Here is a 16,918-nt window from a genome sequence, read left to right on the forward strand (position 1 = left end):
CCGAGCCGGACCGGATGAGGAGGGAGGCTCCTCCGCTGGTTCGGCCTGCCCGCTGACGGACCGCCACTGCCTTGGTCCTCGGGGCGGGGCTTGCCCTCCGCGTCGGTGGCGCGACGCGCCCCGCCTGACGGTCGGGAGGCGAACCGACTGCCCGGTCGGCCTGCGTGATGCCTCGGCCGGGGCAGCCACCCCTGCCGGACAGCAGCCGGACGTATACCGTACCGACTGGACGGTATACAGACTGATGGTCCACGACCCGACAGAGGAGCCCCGCATGCCGCGTGCGAAAGCCAACGGGATGGAGATCGAGTACGACACCTTCGGCAGCCCCGGGCATCCCGCCCTGCTGCTCGTCATGGGTCTCGGCGCGCAGATGACCACATGGCGGCCGGAGTTCTGCACCGCCCTGGCGGAGCAGGGCTTCCATGTCGTCCGCTTCGACAACCGCGACAGCGGCCTGTCGAGCGGGCTCGACGGGCAGCCCGTGCCCGACATCGGCGCCGTCCTGCGGGGCGACACCTCCGGTGTGCCCTATCTGCTGGCCGACATGGCCCAGGACACGGCCGACCTGCTCGGCGCCCTCGGGATTCCCGCAGCGCACGTCGTCGGGGCGTCGATGGGCGGCATGATCGCGCAGCAACTGGTGATCGACCACCCGGAGCGTGTGCTGTCGCTGTGCTCGATCATGTCCACCACGGGGGACCGCTCCGTGGGCCGCGCCTCCGAACGGGCCCGCGCCGTCATGCCCGGCCCGGACGCGGCGTCCCTGGACCGCGACGGGGTCATCGCCGCCGGCGTCCGGCGCGCCGCGGTGATCGGCTCGCCCGGCTACCCCGTCACGGAGGACGTGCTCCGTGAACGCGTCACCGCCGCCCTCGACCGCGCGCACCGTCCGGAGGGCTACACCCGCCAGTACGCAGCCATCCTCGCCTCGCCCGACCGCACGGCCGCGCTCCGCTCGGTCGCCGTCCCGACCCTGGTCGTCCACGGCGAGGACGACTGCCTGGTCGACCGCAGCGGGGGCGAGGCGACGGCCGCCGCGGTCCCCGGCAGCGAACTCCTGCTGTTCCCCGGCATGGGCCACGACCTGCCCGAGGCGCTGTGGCCGTCGATCATCACCGCCATCGCGCGCAACGCCTCCCGGGCGGGGTGAGCCCCGCCCGCCCGGGGGCTCAGGCGAGGGGGCCCGGCAGTACCCCTTTGCCGCCGGGGCGGGCGGGAGGCGCGGCGTAGCGTGGGGACATGGACGACCAAGCGGACCCCCGCGGGGGCGAACTCGGCGAGTTCCTGCGCTCCCGCCGGGCGAAGATCTCCCCCGAGCAGGCAGGGCTGACCCCGGTGCCCACGGCGCGGCGGGTGCCGGGGCTGCGCCGCCAGGAGGTCGCCCAGCTGGCGGGGGTCAGCGTGGACTACTACGTACGGCTGGAGCGCGGCCGCGCCGTCAACGTCTCCGAGAGCGTGCTCGACGCGATCGCCCGCGCGCTGCGGCTGACCGGCGACGAGCGCGGCCATCTGTTCCGGATCGCCAAGCCCGTGCGGAGCCGGCCGCGTCCCGTGCCCGCGCAGCGGGTGCGCCCGGGGCTGTACCGCGTCCTCGACACGCTCACCGAGGTCCCCGCCCTCGTCGTGGGGCGCCGCACCGACGTCCTGGCGACCAACCGGCTGGCCCGTGCTCTCTACACCGACTTCGACGCGCTGCCCCAACGCGAGCGCAACATGGCGCGGTTCATCTTCTTGCACGACGAGGCGCGGACGCTGTACGAGGACTGGGAGGGCGTCGCCCGCACCACCGTCGCCGCCCTCCACCTCTACGCGGGCGAGCATCCCCACGACCCCCGCCTCACCGAGCTCGTCGGCGAACTCTCCTTGCGCGACCGGGACTTCCGCACATGGTGGGCCGCGCACGACGTGGAGCGCCGCACCTTCGGCAGGAAGCTGTTCCATCACCCGGTGGTCGGCGATCTCACGCTCGACTACGAGGCCCTGGCGGTCACCGGGGACGCGGACCAGGTCCTCGGCATCTACACCGCCGAACCCGGTTCGCCCTCCGGGCAGGCCCTCGCCCTCCTCGCCTCCTGGAGCGGCGATCCGGCCCCGCGGCCCCGGTTCACGGGTTCCTGACCGCAGGACCCCGCATGCGCGCGCCGGGCTCCTGGTCGCGCCCCCGTCTCGTAGGGTCGGCACAGCAGACCGGCAGGGGGCGAGGGAACGATGTCGCAGCACCGCGACGACGAGAGCGCCGACGAGGTGGCCGCCCGCTACGGGCTGGAGCCGCTGCCGTTCGAGGGCGGCCGGTTCCGCCGCACCTGGGCGGGGCCGCCGGACGGAACGGGGCGGCCGGCAGGCTCGGCGATCCTGTACCTGCTCGGCGGCGACGAGGACGGGGCCTCCGCGCCGCACCGCCTGCCCGTCGACGAGGTGTGGCACTTCTACCGGGGCGACCCGGCCGAACTCCTGCTGCTCGAACCGGACGGCCGCTCGCACACCCTGCTGCTCGGCGACGACGCCGACCGCCGGGTGCAGTGGACGGTGCCGGCCGGTACGTGGATGGCGGCCCGGGTCGCGCCCGGCGGACGCTGGTCGCTGTGCGGCACAACCATGGCGCCGGGTTTCGTCCCCGCGGACTTCGAGGGCGGCGACGCCGACGCGCTGGCCGACCGCTATCCGGCGCACGCCGCGCTGATCCGCGCCCTGAGCCGCCCCGTGCGCGCCGCCGGCACAGCAGGCACGAACGGGGAGCGGGAATGACGACGGGCGGTCCCGGCTTCGGCCTGGCCGGACAGGTCGCCCTGGTCACCGGGGCCGGCGGCGGCATCGGGACGGGTGTCGCCCGGAGCCTGGCGGACGCGGGGGCATCGGTGGTGCTGCACGCGCACCGCCGGACCGAGGCCGTCAAGGCCCTCGCCGACGGGATCGCCGCCGCGGGCGGCAGCGCCCACTGGCTGAGCGCGGACCTGACCCGGCCGGACGAACCGCGCGAACTCGTCGGGGCCGCTGCCGCGTGGCGCGGACGGCTGGATGCCGTCGTCCACTGCGCGGGTGTCCAGCCCGTGCAGGAACTCGCCGGGATGAGCGACGCCGCCTGGCGCGAGGTGATCGACGCGGACCTCCACGCGGCCTTCGGGGTCGTGCAGGCCGCCGCCGCCCACATGTCCTCCCGGCAGGGCGGCGGTTCGATCACCGCCATCGCGTCCGTCGAGGGCAGCCGCCCCGCCCACGGGCACGCCCACTACAGCGCCGCCAAGGCCGCGCTGATCATGTTCGCCCGGGCGGCCGCCGGCGAGTACGGTCCCGCGGGCATCCGCGTCAACACCGTCTCCCCCGGGCTGATCGACCGCCCGGGCCTGGCCGGCGACTGGCCCGACGGCGTACGCCGCTGGACCGCGGCCGCGCCGCTGACCCGTCTCGGCAGCCCGGCGGACGTCGGCGCCGCCTGCGTGTTCCTCGCCTCCCCGGCCGCGTCCTGGATCACCGGCCACGACCTCGTGGTCGACGGCGGGGTCAGCACGCGCCCCGGCTGGTGACCCCCGGGCGGGCCGGCCGACCGCGAGCGCGCCCACGAGGTGTCAGCAGCGGCCGGGCCGTCCCGTCGTCACGCCGGCCCGTCGTCACGCCGTGGCGGCCGGGACCGGCTTCGAGGCGGGCGGGGGCGTGGGCTCGTCCCGGTAGAAGATGTCGATGTCGACCTCTTCGCCGCCGACGATCAGCGTGTCCCACGGCCCGCTGTCGATGAGGGTGCGGAGGGTCTCGCTCTTGAGCGTCTCCAGGTGCGCTCGCAGGGTCTCGTCGTCGGGCATGCCCGGGATGCGCGGGGCGAGGCGGTCGCGGATCGCGCGGAGCTGTTCCATGAGGCCGTCGATGTCGGACTCGCGGTCCAGTTCCACCTCCAGGGCCGCGGACTCGGCGATGCTCTGGGCGATGACCTCCTTGATGGCACGGCTGACGCCGTTCTCATCCGTGGTGATCATGGCGTTCCAGGCGCGGCTCTTGTGCCGGTACTGGAGCATCGACATGGCCGCCTCGTGCCGTACGAAGTCGGCGTCCCGGAACGGCCGGCCGCGCCAGGTGCCGCTGAGCGTGCGGGCCAGCGAAATGGCAGAGCCCAGGCCGCTGTTGAGGCCGCGCCCGGGCCAGAAGTGGATGGCGTTCGCCGCGTCGCCGAGCAGGAAGCCGTACGTGCCCGGGGCGGAGGAGGTGCCCGGGTAGAGGCGTGCGGTGAAGCGGGGGCGCTGCACCATGTCCAGCCGGAAGGCGGTGACCGCCCTCAGGTCGTCCTCGGGGACGCCGAAGAGCGCCAGGCCCTCCTTGACCCGCTTCCACAGGGCCGAGCCCCTGATGAGGGCGGGCAGGAAGAGGGTGCTGTGGGTGGAGCAGTGGAAGTCGCCGTGCTCGTCGCGCCCCATCACGCAGGGACGGGAGGCGATGCACTCCTCGAAGACCTGCCGGACGGGGTCGATGCCGACGACCTCCTTCGCCTCGGCGTCGGTGAGGCGCATGTTGAGGAAGCCCTCGCCGCGCAGGGCGTTGAGCAGGAAACGATTCTGCGCCACAGTCAGCAGCACGGTCATCGGGTCCGACAGCGTGGACTTGACGCGAAGTCCGAGGACGACGTCCTGGATGTGCTCGCCGCCCAGGGAATAGATCGACTTGTCGGCGGTGCCGAACTTCTCGGTGAAGTACTCGCGGGTGCGGGAGCGGCCGCCCTCGCAGATCGCGAGCACATGGTCCTTGGCGACGCTCTCGTGGTGCTCGATCGCGTCGAAGCGCGCGGGCACCAGGCGGATGCGCTCCCGCTTCTCGTTGGCGAGGGCGAGCAGCGTGTCCTCGATGTAGGCGATGCGTATGTTGCGGGGGCTGAAGCCGCGGATGGAGTCGGGTCCGGCCGGCCACATCTCGGTGTACGCGTCCTCCGTGAACAGCCGGGCCTGGACCTCCTCGGGGAGGTTCAGGTACTGGCGGCTCTGCACGGTGACGACCTGCTGCCGGCGGACGTTGCCCTCTTGCTCGCTCTTCCACACGACCCGGTCGCCGTCCTGCGTCCAGCGGCCGTCATAGACGGTGATGGCGACCCGGCGGCCCATCAGGTGCTCCAGCAGCAGCGCGAACGACAGGCCCACCGGGCCGCCGCCCGCCACCGTCACGTTCAGCACCGGGCCGGGCTCCTCGGGCTCGGCCGGAGCCATCAGCGACTGCAGGAGGGAGAGATCGAGGATCGTCTCCATCGGATCGGCGGCCTCGAAGCAGAAGGTCTCCTCGCCGATGGCGATGACGTCGCCGGGCTGGAGCACATGCGAGGTCACGCGTTCCCCGTTGACCCGCGTCCCGTTGCTGCTGCCCCGGTCGTACAGCACGAACCCGTGGTTCTCGCGACGCACCTCCGCGTGGAACCGCGAGGCGCTCACACCGGCGATCACCACGGTGTTCTCGGCCTTGCGGCCGAAGGTGAGGGGCTTGTCGCCGATCCCGAACCTCTCGCCGGCCAGAGAGCCTTGGCGCCCAACAATCTCAGGAGGCATAGGTCACTCATTTCCACATGTCAAAGTCCCGATGAGAACAAGGCGAACACCGGCCGCCGTACCGCTGCGCGTCGCGTCACGACACAAGGCCGGCCACCCTTCGTCCACGAGGTTCACGTTCGCAGGGCCGGATCGGTTCACCGGTGCCGGCGTCCCGGACCCTGCCCTGATCATCTCGCACCGCGAGAACCCTGCCCAGCTCCCCGGTGCCGCCACCCGTCAGCTCTGGGCGCCAGTTTCCTCCAAAGTGGCGCCAAATCGACTTCTCGAAGTCCCAGTTGTCCGAAAGTCGACAAGTACGATGCCCGGAACGCGTCGCCATGTCATCGCCTTGAGCCTTGTGGTACAGGCGACATGGATGCGCCGAAGGACGGCCGGGCTCTCAGAGCGTCCGGTGGGGGGTCCTCACACCGGAGACGGTGCCGCGGTCACGCCGCGAGGGGGGGGAAGGACCGCACCGGCGACCCGGGGGGGGTGGGTAGCCACCGGTGCGGTCCTGGGGGACGTCTGCCCCGGCTCTCGCGTTCCACTCCGGGATTCCGCCCCCGGACTGGAACGCACCCTCAGCGGGCGACGGCGACGGCGGCGTCCAGGAGCGGGGCGAGTTCGTCGGCGACGGTGGTCAGGGCACGTACGTCCTGTTCCGCGCGGGCGATCACGAGGGCGCCCTCGATGGCGCTGATCATCAGGGTGGCCAGCGGTTCGGCCCGCCGGCCCGGCACGCCCATGTCGCGCAGGGCCGCGGCGACCGGTCCGGTCCACGTCGCGAAGGCGGCTGCCGCGGAGGCGCGCACGGAGTCGGTGGAGCCGGCGCAGTCGACCGTGGCGGCGGCGACGGGGCACCCCGCGCCGAATCCGGAAGCGCGGAACTCGTCGGTCCACTGGGCGACCATCGCGGCGAACAGACCGCCGGGCGTCGGCTCGGGCAGACCGGCGAGGAAGCGGGCCACGCGGTTCCCCGCGTAGCGGCCGGCCCACGCGACGGCCTCGTTGACCAACTGCTCCTTGCCGCCGGGGAAGTAGTGCTGCAGGGACCCGCGGGGGGCCTCCGCGTGGGCCGCGACGTCGCGCATGCCCGTCGCCGTGACGCCGCCCCGCCTGATGAGCTGCGCCGCGCTGAACACCATGCGCTCGCGGGGCCCGCGCCCGGATTCCGTCATGACCGCCCTCCCGACCTCACACCCTTGCGACCGGGCTTCCCGACCGGACGCCGCGCCGGCCCGGGCCGAGCGTATCGGCGCCGGCCACGTGGCCCCACACCGTGGCGTCATACCGCGAACGGGGTGGCCGCGGGCGCCACGGACACTATTATGACAGCCGTCATAGCAGGCGGCGGGGTAGACCGGTCGGGACGGCGGTGCGTGATGGACGTGGGATTCATCGGCCTGGGGATCATGGGACAGCCCATGGCCCTGAATCTGGCCCGTGCCGGGCTGCCGCTGGTCGTCTGGAACCGCACCGCGGAGCGGGGCGAGCCGCTGCGCGCGGCCGGCGCCCGCGTGGCCGCCGGACCGGCCGAGGTCTTCGCCCGTGCCCGGGTCGTGATCCTCATGCTGGCCGACGGCCCGGCCATCGACGCGGTACTGGACCGCGGCGGGCCCGGCTTCGCGCCCTTGGTCGCCGGACATGTCGTCGTCCACATGGGAACCACCTCCCCCGAGTACTCCCGTGCCCTGGAGGGCGACGTCCGCGCCGCGGGCGGAGCCTATGTGGAGGCCCCGGTCTCCGGCTCCCGCAAGCCCGCCGAGGCGGGGCAGCTCGTCGGGATGCTCGCCGGGGAACCCGCCGCGGTCGAGGAGGTGCGACCGCTGCTCGCGCCCCTGTGCCGGGAGACCTTCGCCTGCGGACCGGTCCCGGGGGGCCTGCTGATGAAGCTGTCGGTCAACCTGTTCCTGATCACGCAGGTCACCGGGCTGACCGAGGCGTTCCACTTCGCGGAACGTCAGGGCCTGGACACCGGGCAGTTCCTCGACGTCCTCGACGCCGGGCCGATGGCCAGCGCCGTGTCCCGGATGAAGGCGCCCAAGCTGAGGGAGAGGGACTTCGCCGCCCAGGCCGCGGCCGCCGACGTCCTGCACAACAACCGCCTCATCGCCGAGGCCGCGCGCAGGGCGGAGCTGGCCTCGCCGCTGCTGGACGTCTGCCACGCCCTCTTCGAGGAGACCGTCGAACAGGGCGACGGCCACCGGGACATGGTGGCCGTGCTGCGGGCGATCGAGGCCCGCACCACCGGAGACGACGGGCGCGGGACCGCGGCCGTGAACGCCGCGGAAGGCGCACGACCGTGACGGCCGGCACCGACGCCTCCGCGACCGCCCGCCGCATGTGGCGGCTCCTCGAACCCGTCCACGCCGTCACCTATTTCGCACCCGAGGCCCGCGCGGCCTGTGAGGATGCGGGTCTGCGCGGCTTCTGGCGCGGCTACTTCGCCTGCCGCGCGGCACCCCTGGGCCCCGTCGGCCCGGCCCCGGTCACCGCCGCCTTCTTCTCGTTCGCCCCGGGCATGACGGCCCGGGCGCTGCCGGGTGTGTGGCAACTTGCCTCGCCGGAAACGGCGTTGGAGGTCCGCGCACGAGGGGCCGGCGCAGCGCTGCGACGGCTGCTCGCCGGGCACGAGGCGGCGGCCGAGGAGGCGGTGGCCCTGCTGCGCCCGGTCACCGGCGGGCTCGACGTCGCCGGCCGTGTCCTGGCCGCCGCCAACTCGGCCCTGCCGCTGCCCGCCGGCCCGCTCGACGAGCTCTGGCACCACGCCACACTGCTGCGCGAACACCGCGGTGACGGCCACGTCGCCGCCCTTGTCGCGGCGGACTTGGACGGTTGCGAGGCCCTCGTCCTGCGCTCGGGCATCGACATCCCCCGCGGCGAACTCCAGCCCCACCGCGGCTGGACCGACGACCAGTGGACCGCCGCCCACTCCCGCCTCACCGCCCGCGGTCTGCTCGACGCCGCCGGCGCCGCCACCGACGCGGGCCGCGCTGCCCACCGGTCCCTGGAAACCGCCACCGACCTCGCCGCCGCCCGCCCCTGGTCCGCACTCCCCCCGGCCGCCCTCGACCGGCTCTTCGCCCTCCTCTCCGCCCCGGCGCACGCCTGTGCCGGGGCGCTGCGCTTCCCCAACCCCATCGGCGTGCCGGCGCCTTGAGCGTGGGGTCCCCGGAACGGCGGTGGGCGGCGGCCCGTTGACCGTCCGGAGGGGACCGCTCATGAAGACCCGCAACCGGCCCGGCGGCGTCCCCGGTCCCGGAAGGCCCTGGGACGAGATCACCCCGGACCTCTGGATGGGCGGCCATTTCAGGACCGACGCCGACGGCGCCGTCCACCCGGTGGTCGTGGCCGGCGCCGCGCCATCCTGGTCCGCTGCCACGCCGGGTACAACCGCTCCGGCCTGGTCGTGGCACAGACGCTCGTCGAACTCGGCCATGACGCGGCCTCGGCGATCGCCCTCGTCCGGCGGCGCCGCTCCCCCTGGGCCCTCGGCAACGCCGTTTTCGAGCAGTACCTGCGGTGCGGTCTCGACGTCCACGAACTGCTCGCCGGGCTGGAGGCGCGGCCGTGACAAAAGGCCGTCCTGACCGGGTTTGCCACGGAGAGCGGTCCCCCGCAGGCGCACGAATCGGCTCGGCGCGGCCCGTCCCGTCCGTGGCCGCTCTGTGACATGTCCGAACTCTGCCACGCCAAAGAGGGGTTGGACGGCCGAGGGCTAACGCATGATCCCGTAGTCCTTGTCCCACGTTCATCAGGGGTCCCTTTGTCGCCATTGCCATTTCACAGACGCGCACTGACGGCGGCGTGCACCGCCGCCGCGCTGCTGGCCATCTCGCCCGCGTCGGTCTCCGCGGCCGGTGCGGACGTGCCCCGGGCTTCCGCCTCCGTCGCGTCCGCGGCCACGCCGGCACCCGCGCCGGCGCCGGGCGCCATGTCGGTCACCTTGGTCACGGGTGACAAGGTCACCACGGCGAAGGCGCCGGACGGCACGCTGACCCCGACGGTGCGCAACCCGCAGGGCCTGCTCACCGGGTACGACGTCAACCGGTCCGGCAAGGACCTGTACGTGTACCCGCACGACGCGCTGCCGTACGTGGCGGCGGGGTTGCTGGACCGCGAACTGTTCAACGTCACGCGGCTGCTGGCGGACGGCTACGACGACGCGCACAGCGACCGGCTGCCGCTGATCGTCACCTACACCGACGCCGCCGCGCGGTCGCGCACGACGGCGGTGCCGCAAGGCGCCCGCAAGGTGCGGACGTTGGAGAGCGTGCAGGGCGCGGCGCTGGGCGCGGACCGCTCGGACGCGTTCTGGTCGTCGGTCACGGGCGGCGGCGCGCAGGAGCGCACCGCCGGACAGCGGCCGTCCCTCAAGGGCGGCATCGCGAAGATATGGCTCGACGGCAAGGTGAAGGCCACCCTCTCCGACAGCACGGCGCAGATCGGCGCGCCGAAGGTGTGGGCGTCGGGCAACACCGGCCAGGGCGTCGACGTGGCGGTGCTGGACACCGGTGTCGACACCGAGCACCCCGACCTGGCCGGGCAGATCGCGGCGACCCAGGACTTCGTCCCCGGTGAGTCGGTCGAGGACCGCAACGGGCACGGCACGCACGTCGCGTCCACGATCGCGGGCACGGGCGCGGCCTCCGACGGCAAGGAGAAGGGCGTCGCCCCCGGCGCCCGGCTGCACGTCGGCAAGGTGCTGTCCGACGACGGCTACGGCCAGGACTCCTGGATTCTGGCGGGCATGGAGTGGGCCGCCCGCGACCAGCACGCGAAGATCATCAGCATGAGCCTCGGCGGCAGTCCGACGGACGGCACGGACCCGCTGAGCACGGCCGTGAACACGCTCAGCAAGGAGACCGGGGCGCTCTTCACCATCGCCGCGGGCAACGCCGGGCCGGGCCGCTACTCGGTGGGTGCCCCGGGCGCCGCCGACGCCGCGCTGACGGTGGGTGCCGTCGACGGCGCCGACCGGCTCGCCGACTTCTCCAGCCGGGGCCCGCGGGCGGGCGACGGCGCCGTCAAGCCGGACCTCACCGCGCCCGGCGTCGACATCCTGGCCGCGCGTTCGCAGTACGCCATGGAGGGCTCGGGCGCATACCAGACCATGAGCGGCACGTCGATGGCGACGCCGCACGTGGCCGGCGCTGCCGCTCTGCTGGCCGCGGAACACCCGGACTGGACGGGCGGGCAGCTCAAGGACGCCCTGGTCAGCACGGCCAAGGCCACGCCGCAGTACAGCCCGTTCGAGGGCGGCAACGGCCGCATGGACATCGCCACGACCACGGCCGCGACGGTGTTCGCCACCGGCAGCGCCGACTTCGGGTTCCACGGCTGGCCGGCCGAGCCCGGGGAGACCGCCGACCGGAAGATCACGTACACCAACGCCGGTGACGGCCCGGTGACGCTCGACCTCGCGGCCGCGACCGAGAACGGCACCGACGGCACCGACGGCCTGTTCACGCTGTCCGCCCGGCAGGTCACCGTCCCTGCGCACGGCACCGCCTCGGTGACCGCCACGGCGCACTTCGACAAGGTGGCGGAGGACAAGGTGCTCGCCGGGTCCGTGACGGCCACCGACGGCTCGGGCGCGGTCCGCGCCCGCACGTCGGTGAGCGCGGGCAAGGAGGGCGAGCGGTACACGCTCTCGCTGAAGGCGAAGGACCGCAGTGGCCGGCCGATGGGCGGCAACGTGATCCTCACCGGCAAGAAGGCCTGGCTGCCGGCGCAGATCGACGAGTCCGGCACGCTGGACCTGCGTCTGCCCAAGGGCACGTACACCGTGTGGCTGAGCACGGACCTGGAGGGCACGCACGGCCCGCAGTCCCTCGGCCTCGGCATGCTCTCGGTGTCCGACATCGCGCTGGACCAGGACCGCACCGTCGTCATCGACGCCACCAAGGCCCGCGAGATCTCCGCACGGACGCCCAAGCCGAGCACCCCTGACGGGTCGCGCTTCGAGTTCTACCGCGGCTTCGCCGACGACGACTGGTCGACCTCGGCGTGGTGGCCCTCGCCCTCGTACGACAGCGTGTGGACGCTGCCCACGGGGCGGAAGGTCAAGGAGGGCGACTTCGTCCTCGGCACCCGGTGGCGCATGCAGCAGCCCGCGCTGACCGTCGCCGACGGCGACCGCGTCTACGACGACCTGCGGGTGCAGCGTGCCGGGACCCCGATGTCCCGGGGCGGCCACCGCCTGGACGCGGTGTTCGCCGGTGACGGCTCCGCGGCCGCCTACGCCTCCGGAGCGGTCAAGGGCAAGGCCGTCGTGGTGCGCCGCAACGACACCGTCGGCGTCGAGGAGCAGGCCGCCGCCGCGGCCGCCGCGGGCGCCGGTCTCCTGATCGTCGTCAACGACGGATCCGGGCGCCTGGAGCCGTGGAACGACTCCCCGTGGTCTCCGCAGGCGAACCCCGCCCCGCTGACGGTGGCCACCCTCACCCACGACGAGGGCGAGCAGCTGATCGAGCGACTGGGTCACGGTCGCGTGCGGCTGGACGTCACCTCCAACCCGGAGACCTCGTATGTCTACGACCTGGTCCACGACTACACCGGCGAGGTGCCGGCGGACCTGACGTACCGGGTCACGCACCGTGAACTGGCCCGTGTCGACGTCTCCTTCCGCAACTTCCGGCAGGACAAGGCACTGGAGGACCGCCAGGACATCTCCCGGGGCGGCCCCAGCGCCCTCAACCCGTCCGGCGCCCCCGCGGTCGGGGAGCGCACCGACTACGTCGCCGCCGGTGAGCAGTGGACCGACCAGGCGCGGGTCCCCGGCGAGCAGGACCAGTACGCCCTGCCGGTGACCTACGCTCCGAGGTCCAGGAACGAGATCAGCTGGTTCGGCCCGGTCCAGCGCCCGCGGCTCCTGGACGGCAACGCCGTGGTGCGCCAGGACGACACGCTGCTCTCCTTCGTCCCCGGCTGGGGCGACTCCGGCACCGCCCACATGGGCGGCACCCTCGGCAACTTCGACGTCGAGAACCTGCTGAAGCTCTACCAGGGCGACACGCTGATCGGGGAGACCAACCGCTACCAGATGTGGATGACCACCACGGGACTGCGTCCGGAGCGGCTGCCGTACCGGCTCGTCTCGGACAACTCCCGTGACGCGTGGGCGGCGCCCTACTCCACCAAGACGCGGACCGAGTGGCGGTTCACGTCGCAGGCCGGTGCCGCCGGCCAGGCCGTGCAGCTTCCGCTCATCCAGCTGGACTACGGCGTCGACACCGACGCGGCGGGCACGGCACGGCGGAACGCCGAGGTCACGGTCACCGCGTCGCACCTGTCGCAGTCGGTGGACGCCGGCGCCGTCGGCAGTGTGGGCCTCGAGCTGTCGTACGACGACGGCGCCACCTGGCACCCCGCCGCGCTCACGCACAGCGGCGACGGCTGGCGCACCCGGCTCGACGCCCCGCGCGGCGCGCGCTTCGTCACGCTGCGGGCCACCGCCCGCGACGCGCGGGGCAACAGCGTGGAGCAGAGCATCACCCGGGCCTTCGGGCTGAGCTGACCCGAGGGTGGGCCCGGCTCCGGCCGGGCCGGGCACGGGTGGGGCGGGACCGCCGCAATTCGGTCCCGCCCCGCCCATCCGCCGCCCGGGGGCCGGCCCGGACGGTCAGTGGGAGGCGCCGGTGCGCTCCTCGATACGGCGCAGCGCCTGCTTCAGATACCCGGCGAAACGCGGGTAGTTCTCGCTCATCGGGAAGTGCCCGATCTCCTTCATCTCGATGAACTCCGCCCCGCGGATCCGCTGCGCGGTGCGTGCACCGTCCGCGGGCGTGGTGAGGTAGTCGTACTCGCCGGTCATCATGATCACCGGGCAGCGTTCACCGTCGATCTCCCCCAGCCGGCCGCGCAGGTCGTGGTCGACGGAGTAGAAGTACAGATCGCCCTTGAACGCCTCCGAGCCCTGGCTGTAGTAGAACCAGGTGGCCCAGCGGTCCTTGTCGGGCGACTGCGGGGCCATCAGGTCCCACACGCCGCTGGCGCACACCTGGGCGGCGTTGGCGTGCGGGTGCTGCCACCAGTCGAGGTAGAAGCCGGGCGAGTGGTCGGCGCCCTCGACCGGGATGACGGCCTTGAAGCGGTCGGGGTGGCGCAGGGCCAGTTGCAGGGCGACGTTGCCGCCGAAGGAGGACCCCATGAAGATCGGGTCCTCCAGGCCGAGCGCGTCGCAGAAGGCGGTGATGAACGCGACGTAGTGGTCGGCGGAGAGTTTGTACTCCTCCTTCCACCACTCCTTGTTCAGGGGCGGGTCGGTCTTGCCGTGACGGGCTAGGTCATAGGCGATGACACGGTGGTTCGCGGTGATCTCCTCGTCCTCCAGGAGCCCCATCCACTGGTGGTTGTGACAGCCCGCGGTGTGCTGGCAGACCAGCGGCTGCCCCTGGCCGCTCTCCAGGTAGAACACCTTGTACTGCGCGTCCTCCACGTCGATCGTGACGTAGTGGCCGGTCACCGGGGAGATGCGGGACGGAGTGCTCATCGGGAGTCCTTTCGGCGGGAGTCGGGCGGCGTGCGCCAGGTGGCGGGCCGCGGGCCGCGGGCCGCGGGTCAGCCCAGCGGCCCGGTGACACGCAGCAGTTCGAGCTGCCGGGTCAGGCAGCGCAGGTTCTGCATGAGGACCAGCAGGTCGCCCTCCAGGCGCATGTCCCGCTGGAAGGTCGCCGCCCAGATGCCGTGGTACATGGGCTTGGGCACCGGCTTGCAGAACTCCCGCCAGGTCCCCGCGCTCGCCCTGATCGCGAAGTCGTACGCCGTCAGGGGCTCCGGGTCCGTGACCAGTTCCTCCACCCGGCCCCGGTGCATACGCACCAGGAAGGTGTGCCGCTCCATGTCGAGCAGGTAGGCGCAGGAGAAGTAGGCGCCGTGGGCCTGTACCTCGGCGTCGCCGTCACTCAGCCGCCGGAACTCCTCGACCGGGCCGCTCTCCGTCGCTGTCGTCATGGGGTCCACTCCTCGTTCACAACACGTCCTGGTCGCACCGCGTCACTTCTCGCCCAGCCAATACCTCTCTCGGGGGCATCGGCCCGCGACCACGCCGTTCCGCCGTCCCAGGCCCACCCGGCGAGCCGAAGCCGGGTGCCCTCCAGCTTTCTCCGTCGCCGTGCCGCTGGGCTCACCGAAAGCGAGAATTCCGCCGCGGGCGCCCTGTGGAATACGCAAAGGCGCAGGCCACCGCAGACGAGTCAGGCCATGGGCGGGCTTATGGTGGAAAAGCGCCTGTTCGCGGAAAGAGCGGTGAGCCGCCATGACGACTCCACCCCTGCCCTCCCGACCCGTGCGGGAGGACTGGCGGGCACTCGCCGAACTGTGCACGTCGGTCCGGGCCGAGCTGCCCCGGCTGACCGCCGGCATCGTCGACCGCATCCGCGAGGAGATCCCGGAATACCACATCGTGCCGCGCGACGAGCACGAGGCGGGCGTCGCCGAGCAGGTCGCCGGGCTGCTCACCGGTCTGACCACCCGCCGCGGGCCCTCCCCCGAGGAGAGCGAGCACGCCCGCACGCTGGGACGCGACCGCGCCCGCGAGGGCCTGCCGCTGCAGGCCCTCATCGGTGCCTTCCACGTGGGCTACCGGGAGATCTGGAACGTGCTGCTCATCCGCGCGGACGCGCACGGCGGGGATCTCAGCCGGCAGCTGGTTCGGCTGGTCGGCACCGTGTGGACCTGGGTCGAGCAGGCCACCGGCGCCGCGGCCGAGGCCTACAACGACACGATCCGGGCCCAGGAGGCCGCCCAACTCGGCCTGACGTACCGCTTCTTCGAGGGCCTGTACGCCTCGTCGCCCGCCGAGGTGGACGTGGCCCGGCTGGCGCACTCGCTCGGCTTCGACCCGGCCGGGACCTTCCAGGCGGTGTGCGCCCCGTCCTCGGCCTGGGCCGACGAACAGCTCGCCGAGCTGCGCGGGCGCGTCGGGCGGCGGACGGGCAACATGCGGTGCGCCAACCGGGGCGCCACCATGGTGGCCGTCGTGCAGTCCATGCCCGTCGACGTCCTGATCGAGGCCATGCGCCGCCATGACCCGGCGCTGCCGATCGGCACCGGACTGGCGCGTTCCGGTCTCGACGGGGCAGCCGCCAGCATCGTCGACGCCCAGGAGGCGCTGGCGCTGGCGGGTGCCGACGGGAAAGCGGTGTCCTTCGGCAGCGCCTGGCTCGCGGCGACGCTGCTCCCACAGGCCGGCCGGCTCACGCCGCTGCTCGAAGCCGCCGCGGAGCCCGCCGGGTCCCACCCCGACCTCGCCGTCACGGTGCGGGGCTTCGCCGACAACGGCTTCTCGCTCACCGCGACGGGGCGAGCGCTGCACCTGCACCCCAACACCGTGAAGTACCGCCTGGCGCGCTGGCGGGAGCTCACCGGCTGGGACGTGCACACCTGGCCCGGTCTGTCGGCGAGCCTGCTCGGGCTCGGCCTGGTGGAGGCCGGTGCCTTCGAAGGCACCGGCCACGGCCGGCGGCCTCAGATTTGACTCAGTCCATTCTGCTCCGTACGTTCGGAGGACCGCCCGCGAGGTGCCCCGCACGTGGGGCCACCGCACGTGGGGCCACCGCCCCACCCGCCCCACCACCCCCAGGGAGCCGATGTGAAGTGCTACGACTGCCTCCAGGAAGCGCGCCGGGACACCGATGGAATCGGCATCTGCTCCCGCTGCAACCTGTTCGTCTGCGCCGACCACGCACTGGTGATCCGGCACCTCCTCCACCAGCCGAACGGCCTGGGGCGCGCCACGAGCCGCGTGCCGGCGCGCCGGCTCGTCTGCACGGTCTGCCGCACTGCCGAGACGTCCGCCACCAGCGGCGACTACGCCGGGACGCGACAGAATTGACGTCGCCCGCACCGACGGGCGGGGCAGCGGTGCCGGGACCGGCCGAGGAGCGTGACAGCCGTATGCAGGACTCACCCGGCGACCTGCTCAAGCGCAAAGGGCTGCGCAGCACCACCCAGCGTCGCGCCATTCTGGCGGCACTGCAGGGACATCCCCACTCCACGGCCTCGGAGCTGGAGGCCCGCATAGGCCTGGCCCAGTCCGCCACAGGCGGCCGCCTGTCACGGCAGGGCCTCTACAACGTGCTGGACGACCTGACGCGGGCGCGGCTGATCCGCTGCATCGAGCCGGCCGGTTCACCCGCGCGCTACGAACTGCGCGTGGGCGACAACCACCACCATCTGGTGTGCCGCGGCTGCGGACTGATCGAGGACGTCGACTGCGGCGTCGGCGCCGCCCCCTGCCTGGACCCGGTGGAGGACAAGGGCTTCGTCATCGACGAGGCCGAGATCACCTGGTGGGGCCTGTGCGCATCGTGCCGGCGCAAGGCCGCCACCGAGTCCTGAGGCTCCGGCAGTTCACGCACATCTCGCCGGACGTCAGGCGGACCGCCTCCGGCCAACCGCTCGGCTCCATCGCACCC

General features: G+C 73.1%; 16 protein-coding genes. 11 read left to right on the forward strand and 5 right to left on the reverse strand.

Translation table 11 applies throughout. The features are described 5' to 3' along the window. The first annotated feature begins 274 nt into the window (after positions 1–274). From ACFWVC_RS31515 to ACFWVC_RS31530, 4 genes are all read left to right on the forward strand, one after another. Complete coding sequence (locus tag ACFWVC_RS31515) at positions 275–1,153, forward strand: alpha/beta fold hydrolase (RefSeq protein ID WP_384295246.1); 879 nt, start codon at positions 275–277, stop codon at positions 1,151–1,153. Positions 1,154–1,242: 89 nt separating this feature from the next. Continuing rightward, positions 1,243–2,121, forward strand: a complete 879-nt coding sequence (locus ACFWVC_RS31520; protein ID WP_384295251.1) for a helix-turn-helix transcriptional regulator — start codon at positions 1,243–1,245, stop codon at positions 2,119–2,121. A 90-nt stretch (positions 2,122–2,211) separates the two neighbouring features. Further along, entirely contained in the window at positions 2,212–2,748 is a 537-nt protein-coding gene (locus tag ACFWVC_RS31525) for a cupin domain-containing protein (RefSeq protein WP_384295256.1), read from the forward strand. Then, complete coding sequence (locus tag ACFWVC_RS31530) at positions 2,745–3,524, forward strand: SDR family NAD(P)-dependent oxidoreductase (protein WP_384295260.1); 780 nt, start codon at positions 2,745–2,747, stop codon at positions 3,522–3,524. The genes ACFWVC_RS31525 and ACFWVC_RS31530 overlap by 4 nt, the downstream gene beginning before the upstream one ends. An 84-nt stretch (positions 3,525–3,608) precedes the next feature. Here ACFWVC_RS31530 and ACFWVC_RS31535 read toward each other — a convergent pair whose 3' ends face one another. Next, positions 3,609–5,516, reverse strand: a complete 1,908-nt coding sequence (locus ACFWVC_RS31535; protein ID WP_384295266.1) for an FHA domain-containing protein — start codon at positions 5,514–5,516, stop codon at positions 3,609–3,611. A 563-nt stretch (positions 5,517–6,079) separates the two neighbouring features. Continuing rightward, the gene (locus tag ACFWVC_RS31540; RefSeq protein WP_384295271.1) at positions 6,080–6,676 is read right to left on the reverse strand and encodes a TetR/AcrR family transcriptional regulator; all 597 of its coding nucleotides are present in this window, start codon (positions 6,674–6,676) and stop codon (positions 6,080–6,082) included. Positions 6,677–6,880: 204 nt separating this feature from the next. Here ACFWVC_RS31540 and ACFWVC_RS31545 point away from each other — a divergent pair, with 204 nt between their 5' ends. The 3 genes from ACFWVC_RS31545 (at position 6,881) to ACFWVC_RS31555 (ending at position 9,072) form a co-directional block, all read left to right on the forward strand. Then, positions 6,881–7,804 carry an NAD(P)-dependent oxidoreductase gene (locus tag ACFWVC_RS31545; RefSeq protein ID WP_384295335.1) on the forward strand — a complete coding sequence of 308 codons (924 nt, stop codon included), beginning with the start codon at positions 6,881–6,883 and terminating at the stop codon, positions 7,802–7,804. A 35-nt stretch (positions 7,805–7,839) separates the two neighbouring features. Further along, a complete protein-coding gene (locus ACFWVC_RS31550) occupies positions 7,840–8,658 on the forward strand; it encodes a hypothetical protein (protein WP_384295337.1) in 819 nt (272 codons plus the stop codon). 249 nt (positions 8,659–8,907) lie between these two features. Continuing rightward, on the forward strand, positions 8,908–9,072 hold the full coding sequence (locus ACFWVC_RS31555; RefSeq protein WP_384295275.1) for a hypothetical protein: 165 nt from the start codon (positions 8,908–8,910) through the stop codon (positions 9,070–9,072). Positions 9,073–9,281: 209 nt separating this feature from the next. Here the strand turns inward: ACFWVC_RS31555 and ACFWVC_RS31560 are convergent, their stop codons facing one another. Next, positions 9,282–9,452, reverse strand: a complete 171-nt coding sequence (locus ACFWVC_RS31560) for a hypothetical protein (protein WP_384295277.1) — start codon at positions 9,450–9,452, stop codon at positions 9,282–9,284. On the opposite strand from ACFWVC_RS31560, the gene ACFWVC_RS31565 reads away from it, so the two are divergent. Further along, the gene (locus ACFWVC_RS31565; RefSeq protein WP_384295280.1) at positions 9,433–13,017 is read left to right on the forward strand and encodes a S8 family serine peptidase; all 3,585 of its coding nucleotides are present in this window, start codon (positions 9,433–9,435) and stop codon (positions 13,015–13,017) included. The two genes, ACFWVC_RS31560 and ACFWVC_RS31565, sit on opposite strands and share 20 nt — an antisense overlap. Before the next feature lie 105 nt (positions 13,018–13,122). On the opposite strand, the gene ACFWVC_RS31570 is transcribed toward ACFWVC_RS31565, so the two are convergent. Together ACFWVC_RS31570 and ACFWVC_RS31575 are read right to left on the reverse strand one after the other, a co-directional pair. Then, the gene (locus ACFWVC_RS31570; protein WP_384295282.1) at positions 13,123–13,992 is read right to left on the reverse strand and encodes an alpha/beta fold hydrolase; all 870 of its coding nucleotides are present in this window, start codon (positions 13,990–13,992) and stop codon (positions 13,123–13,125) included. 68 nt (positions 13,993–14,060) lie between these two features. Next, complete coding sequence (locus ACFWVC_RS31575; RefSeq protein WP_384295285.1) at positions 14,061–14,453, reverse strand: hypothetical protein; 393 nt, start codon at positions 14,451–14,453, stop codon at positions 14,061–14,063. 304 nt (positions 14,454–14,757) lie between these two features. Here ACFWVC_RS31575 and ACFWVC_RS31580 point away from each other — a divergent pair, with 304 nt between their 5' ends. The 3 genes from ACFWVC_RS31580 (at position 14,758) to ACFWVC_RS31590 (ending at position 16,841) form a co-directional block, all read left to right on the forward strand. Continuing rightward, positions 14,758–15,978 carry a PucR family transcriptional regulator gene (locus ACFWVC_RS31580; RefSeq protein WP_384295288.1) on the forward strand — a complete coding sequence of 407 codons (1,221 nt, stop codon included), beginning with the start codon at positions 14,758–14,760 and terminating at the stop codon, positions 15,976–15,978. A 114-nt stretch (positions 15,979–16,092) separates the two neighbouring features. Next, a complete protein-coding gene (locus tag ACFWVC_RS31585) occupies positions 16,093–16,335 on the forward strand; it encodes a DUF2180 family protein (RefSeq protein ID WP_384295293.1) in 243 nt (80 codons plus the stop codon). A 62-nt stretch (positions 16,336–16,397) separates the two neighbouring features. Next, entirely contained in the window at positions 16,398–16,841 is a 444-nt protein-coding gene (locus tag ACFWVC_RS31590) for a Fur family transcriptional regulator (RefSeq protein WP_384295297.1), read from the forward strand. The last annotated feature ends 77 nt before the right edge of the window (positions 16,842–16,918 follow it).

This window comes from Streptomyces sp. NPDC058691, assembly GCF_042714775.1.
Classification (GTDB): domain Bacteria; phylum Actinomycetota; class Actinomycetes; order Streptomycetales; family Streptomycetaceae; genus Actinacidiphila.

Coding starts and splice junctions, on each gene's coding strand:
- ACFWVC_RS31565 (WP_384295280.1), top strand. CDS start 9,433: ATGTCGGTCACCTTGGTCACGGGTGACAAGGTCACCACGGCGAAGGCG.
- ACFWVC_RS31580 (WP_384295288.1), top strand. CDS start 14,758: ATGACGACTCCACCCCTGCCCTCCCGACCCGTGCGGGAGGACTGGCGG.
- ACFWVC_RS31515 (WP_384295246.1), top strand. CDS start 275: ATGCCGCGTGCGAAAGCCAACGGGATGGAGATCGAGTACGACACCTTC.
- ACFWVC_RS31520 (WP_384295251.1), top strand. CDS start 1,243: ATGGACGACCAAGCGGACCCCCGCGGGGGCGAACTCGGCGAGTTCCTG.
- ACFWVC_RS31570 (WP_384295282.1), bottom strand. CDS start 13,992: ATGAGCACTCCGTCCCGCATCTCCCCGGTGACCGGCCACTACGTCACG.
- ACFWVC_RS31535 (WP_384295266.1), bottom strand. CDS start 5,516: ATGCCTCCTGAGATTGTTGGGCGCCAAGGCTCTCTGGCCGGCGAGAGG.
- ACFWVC_RS31575 (WP_384295285.1), bottom strand. CDS start 14,453: ATGACGACAGCGACGGAGAGCGGCCCGGTCGAGGAGTTCCGGCGGCTG.
- ACFWVC_RS31530 (WP_384295260.1), top strand. CDS start 2,745: ATGACGACGGGCGGTCCCGGCTTCGGCCTGGCCGGACAGGTCGCCCTG.
- ACFWVC_RS31540 (WP_384295271.1), bottom strand. CDS start 6,676: ATGACGGAATCCGGGCGCGGGCCCCGCGAGCGCATGGTGTTCAGCGCG.
- ACFWVC_RS31525 (WP_384295256.1), top strand. CDS start 2,212: ATGTCGCAGCACCGCGACGACGAGAGCGCCGACGAGGTGGCCGCCCGC.
- ACFWVC_RS31545 (WP_384295335.1), top strand. CDS start 6,881: ATGGACGTGGGATTCATCGGCCTGGGGATCATGGGACAGCCCATGGCC.
- ACFWVC_RS31590 (WP_384295297.1), top strand. CDS start 16,398: ATGCAGGACTCACCCGGCGACCTGCTCAAGCGCAAAGGGCTGCGCAGC.
- ACFWVC_RS31550 (WP_384295337.1), top strand. CDS start 7,840: ATGTGGCGGCTCCTCGAACCCGTCCACGCCGTCACCTATTTCGCACCC.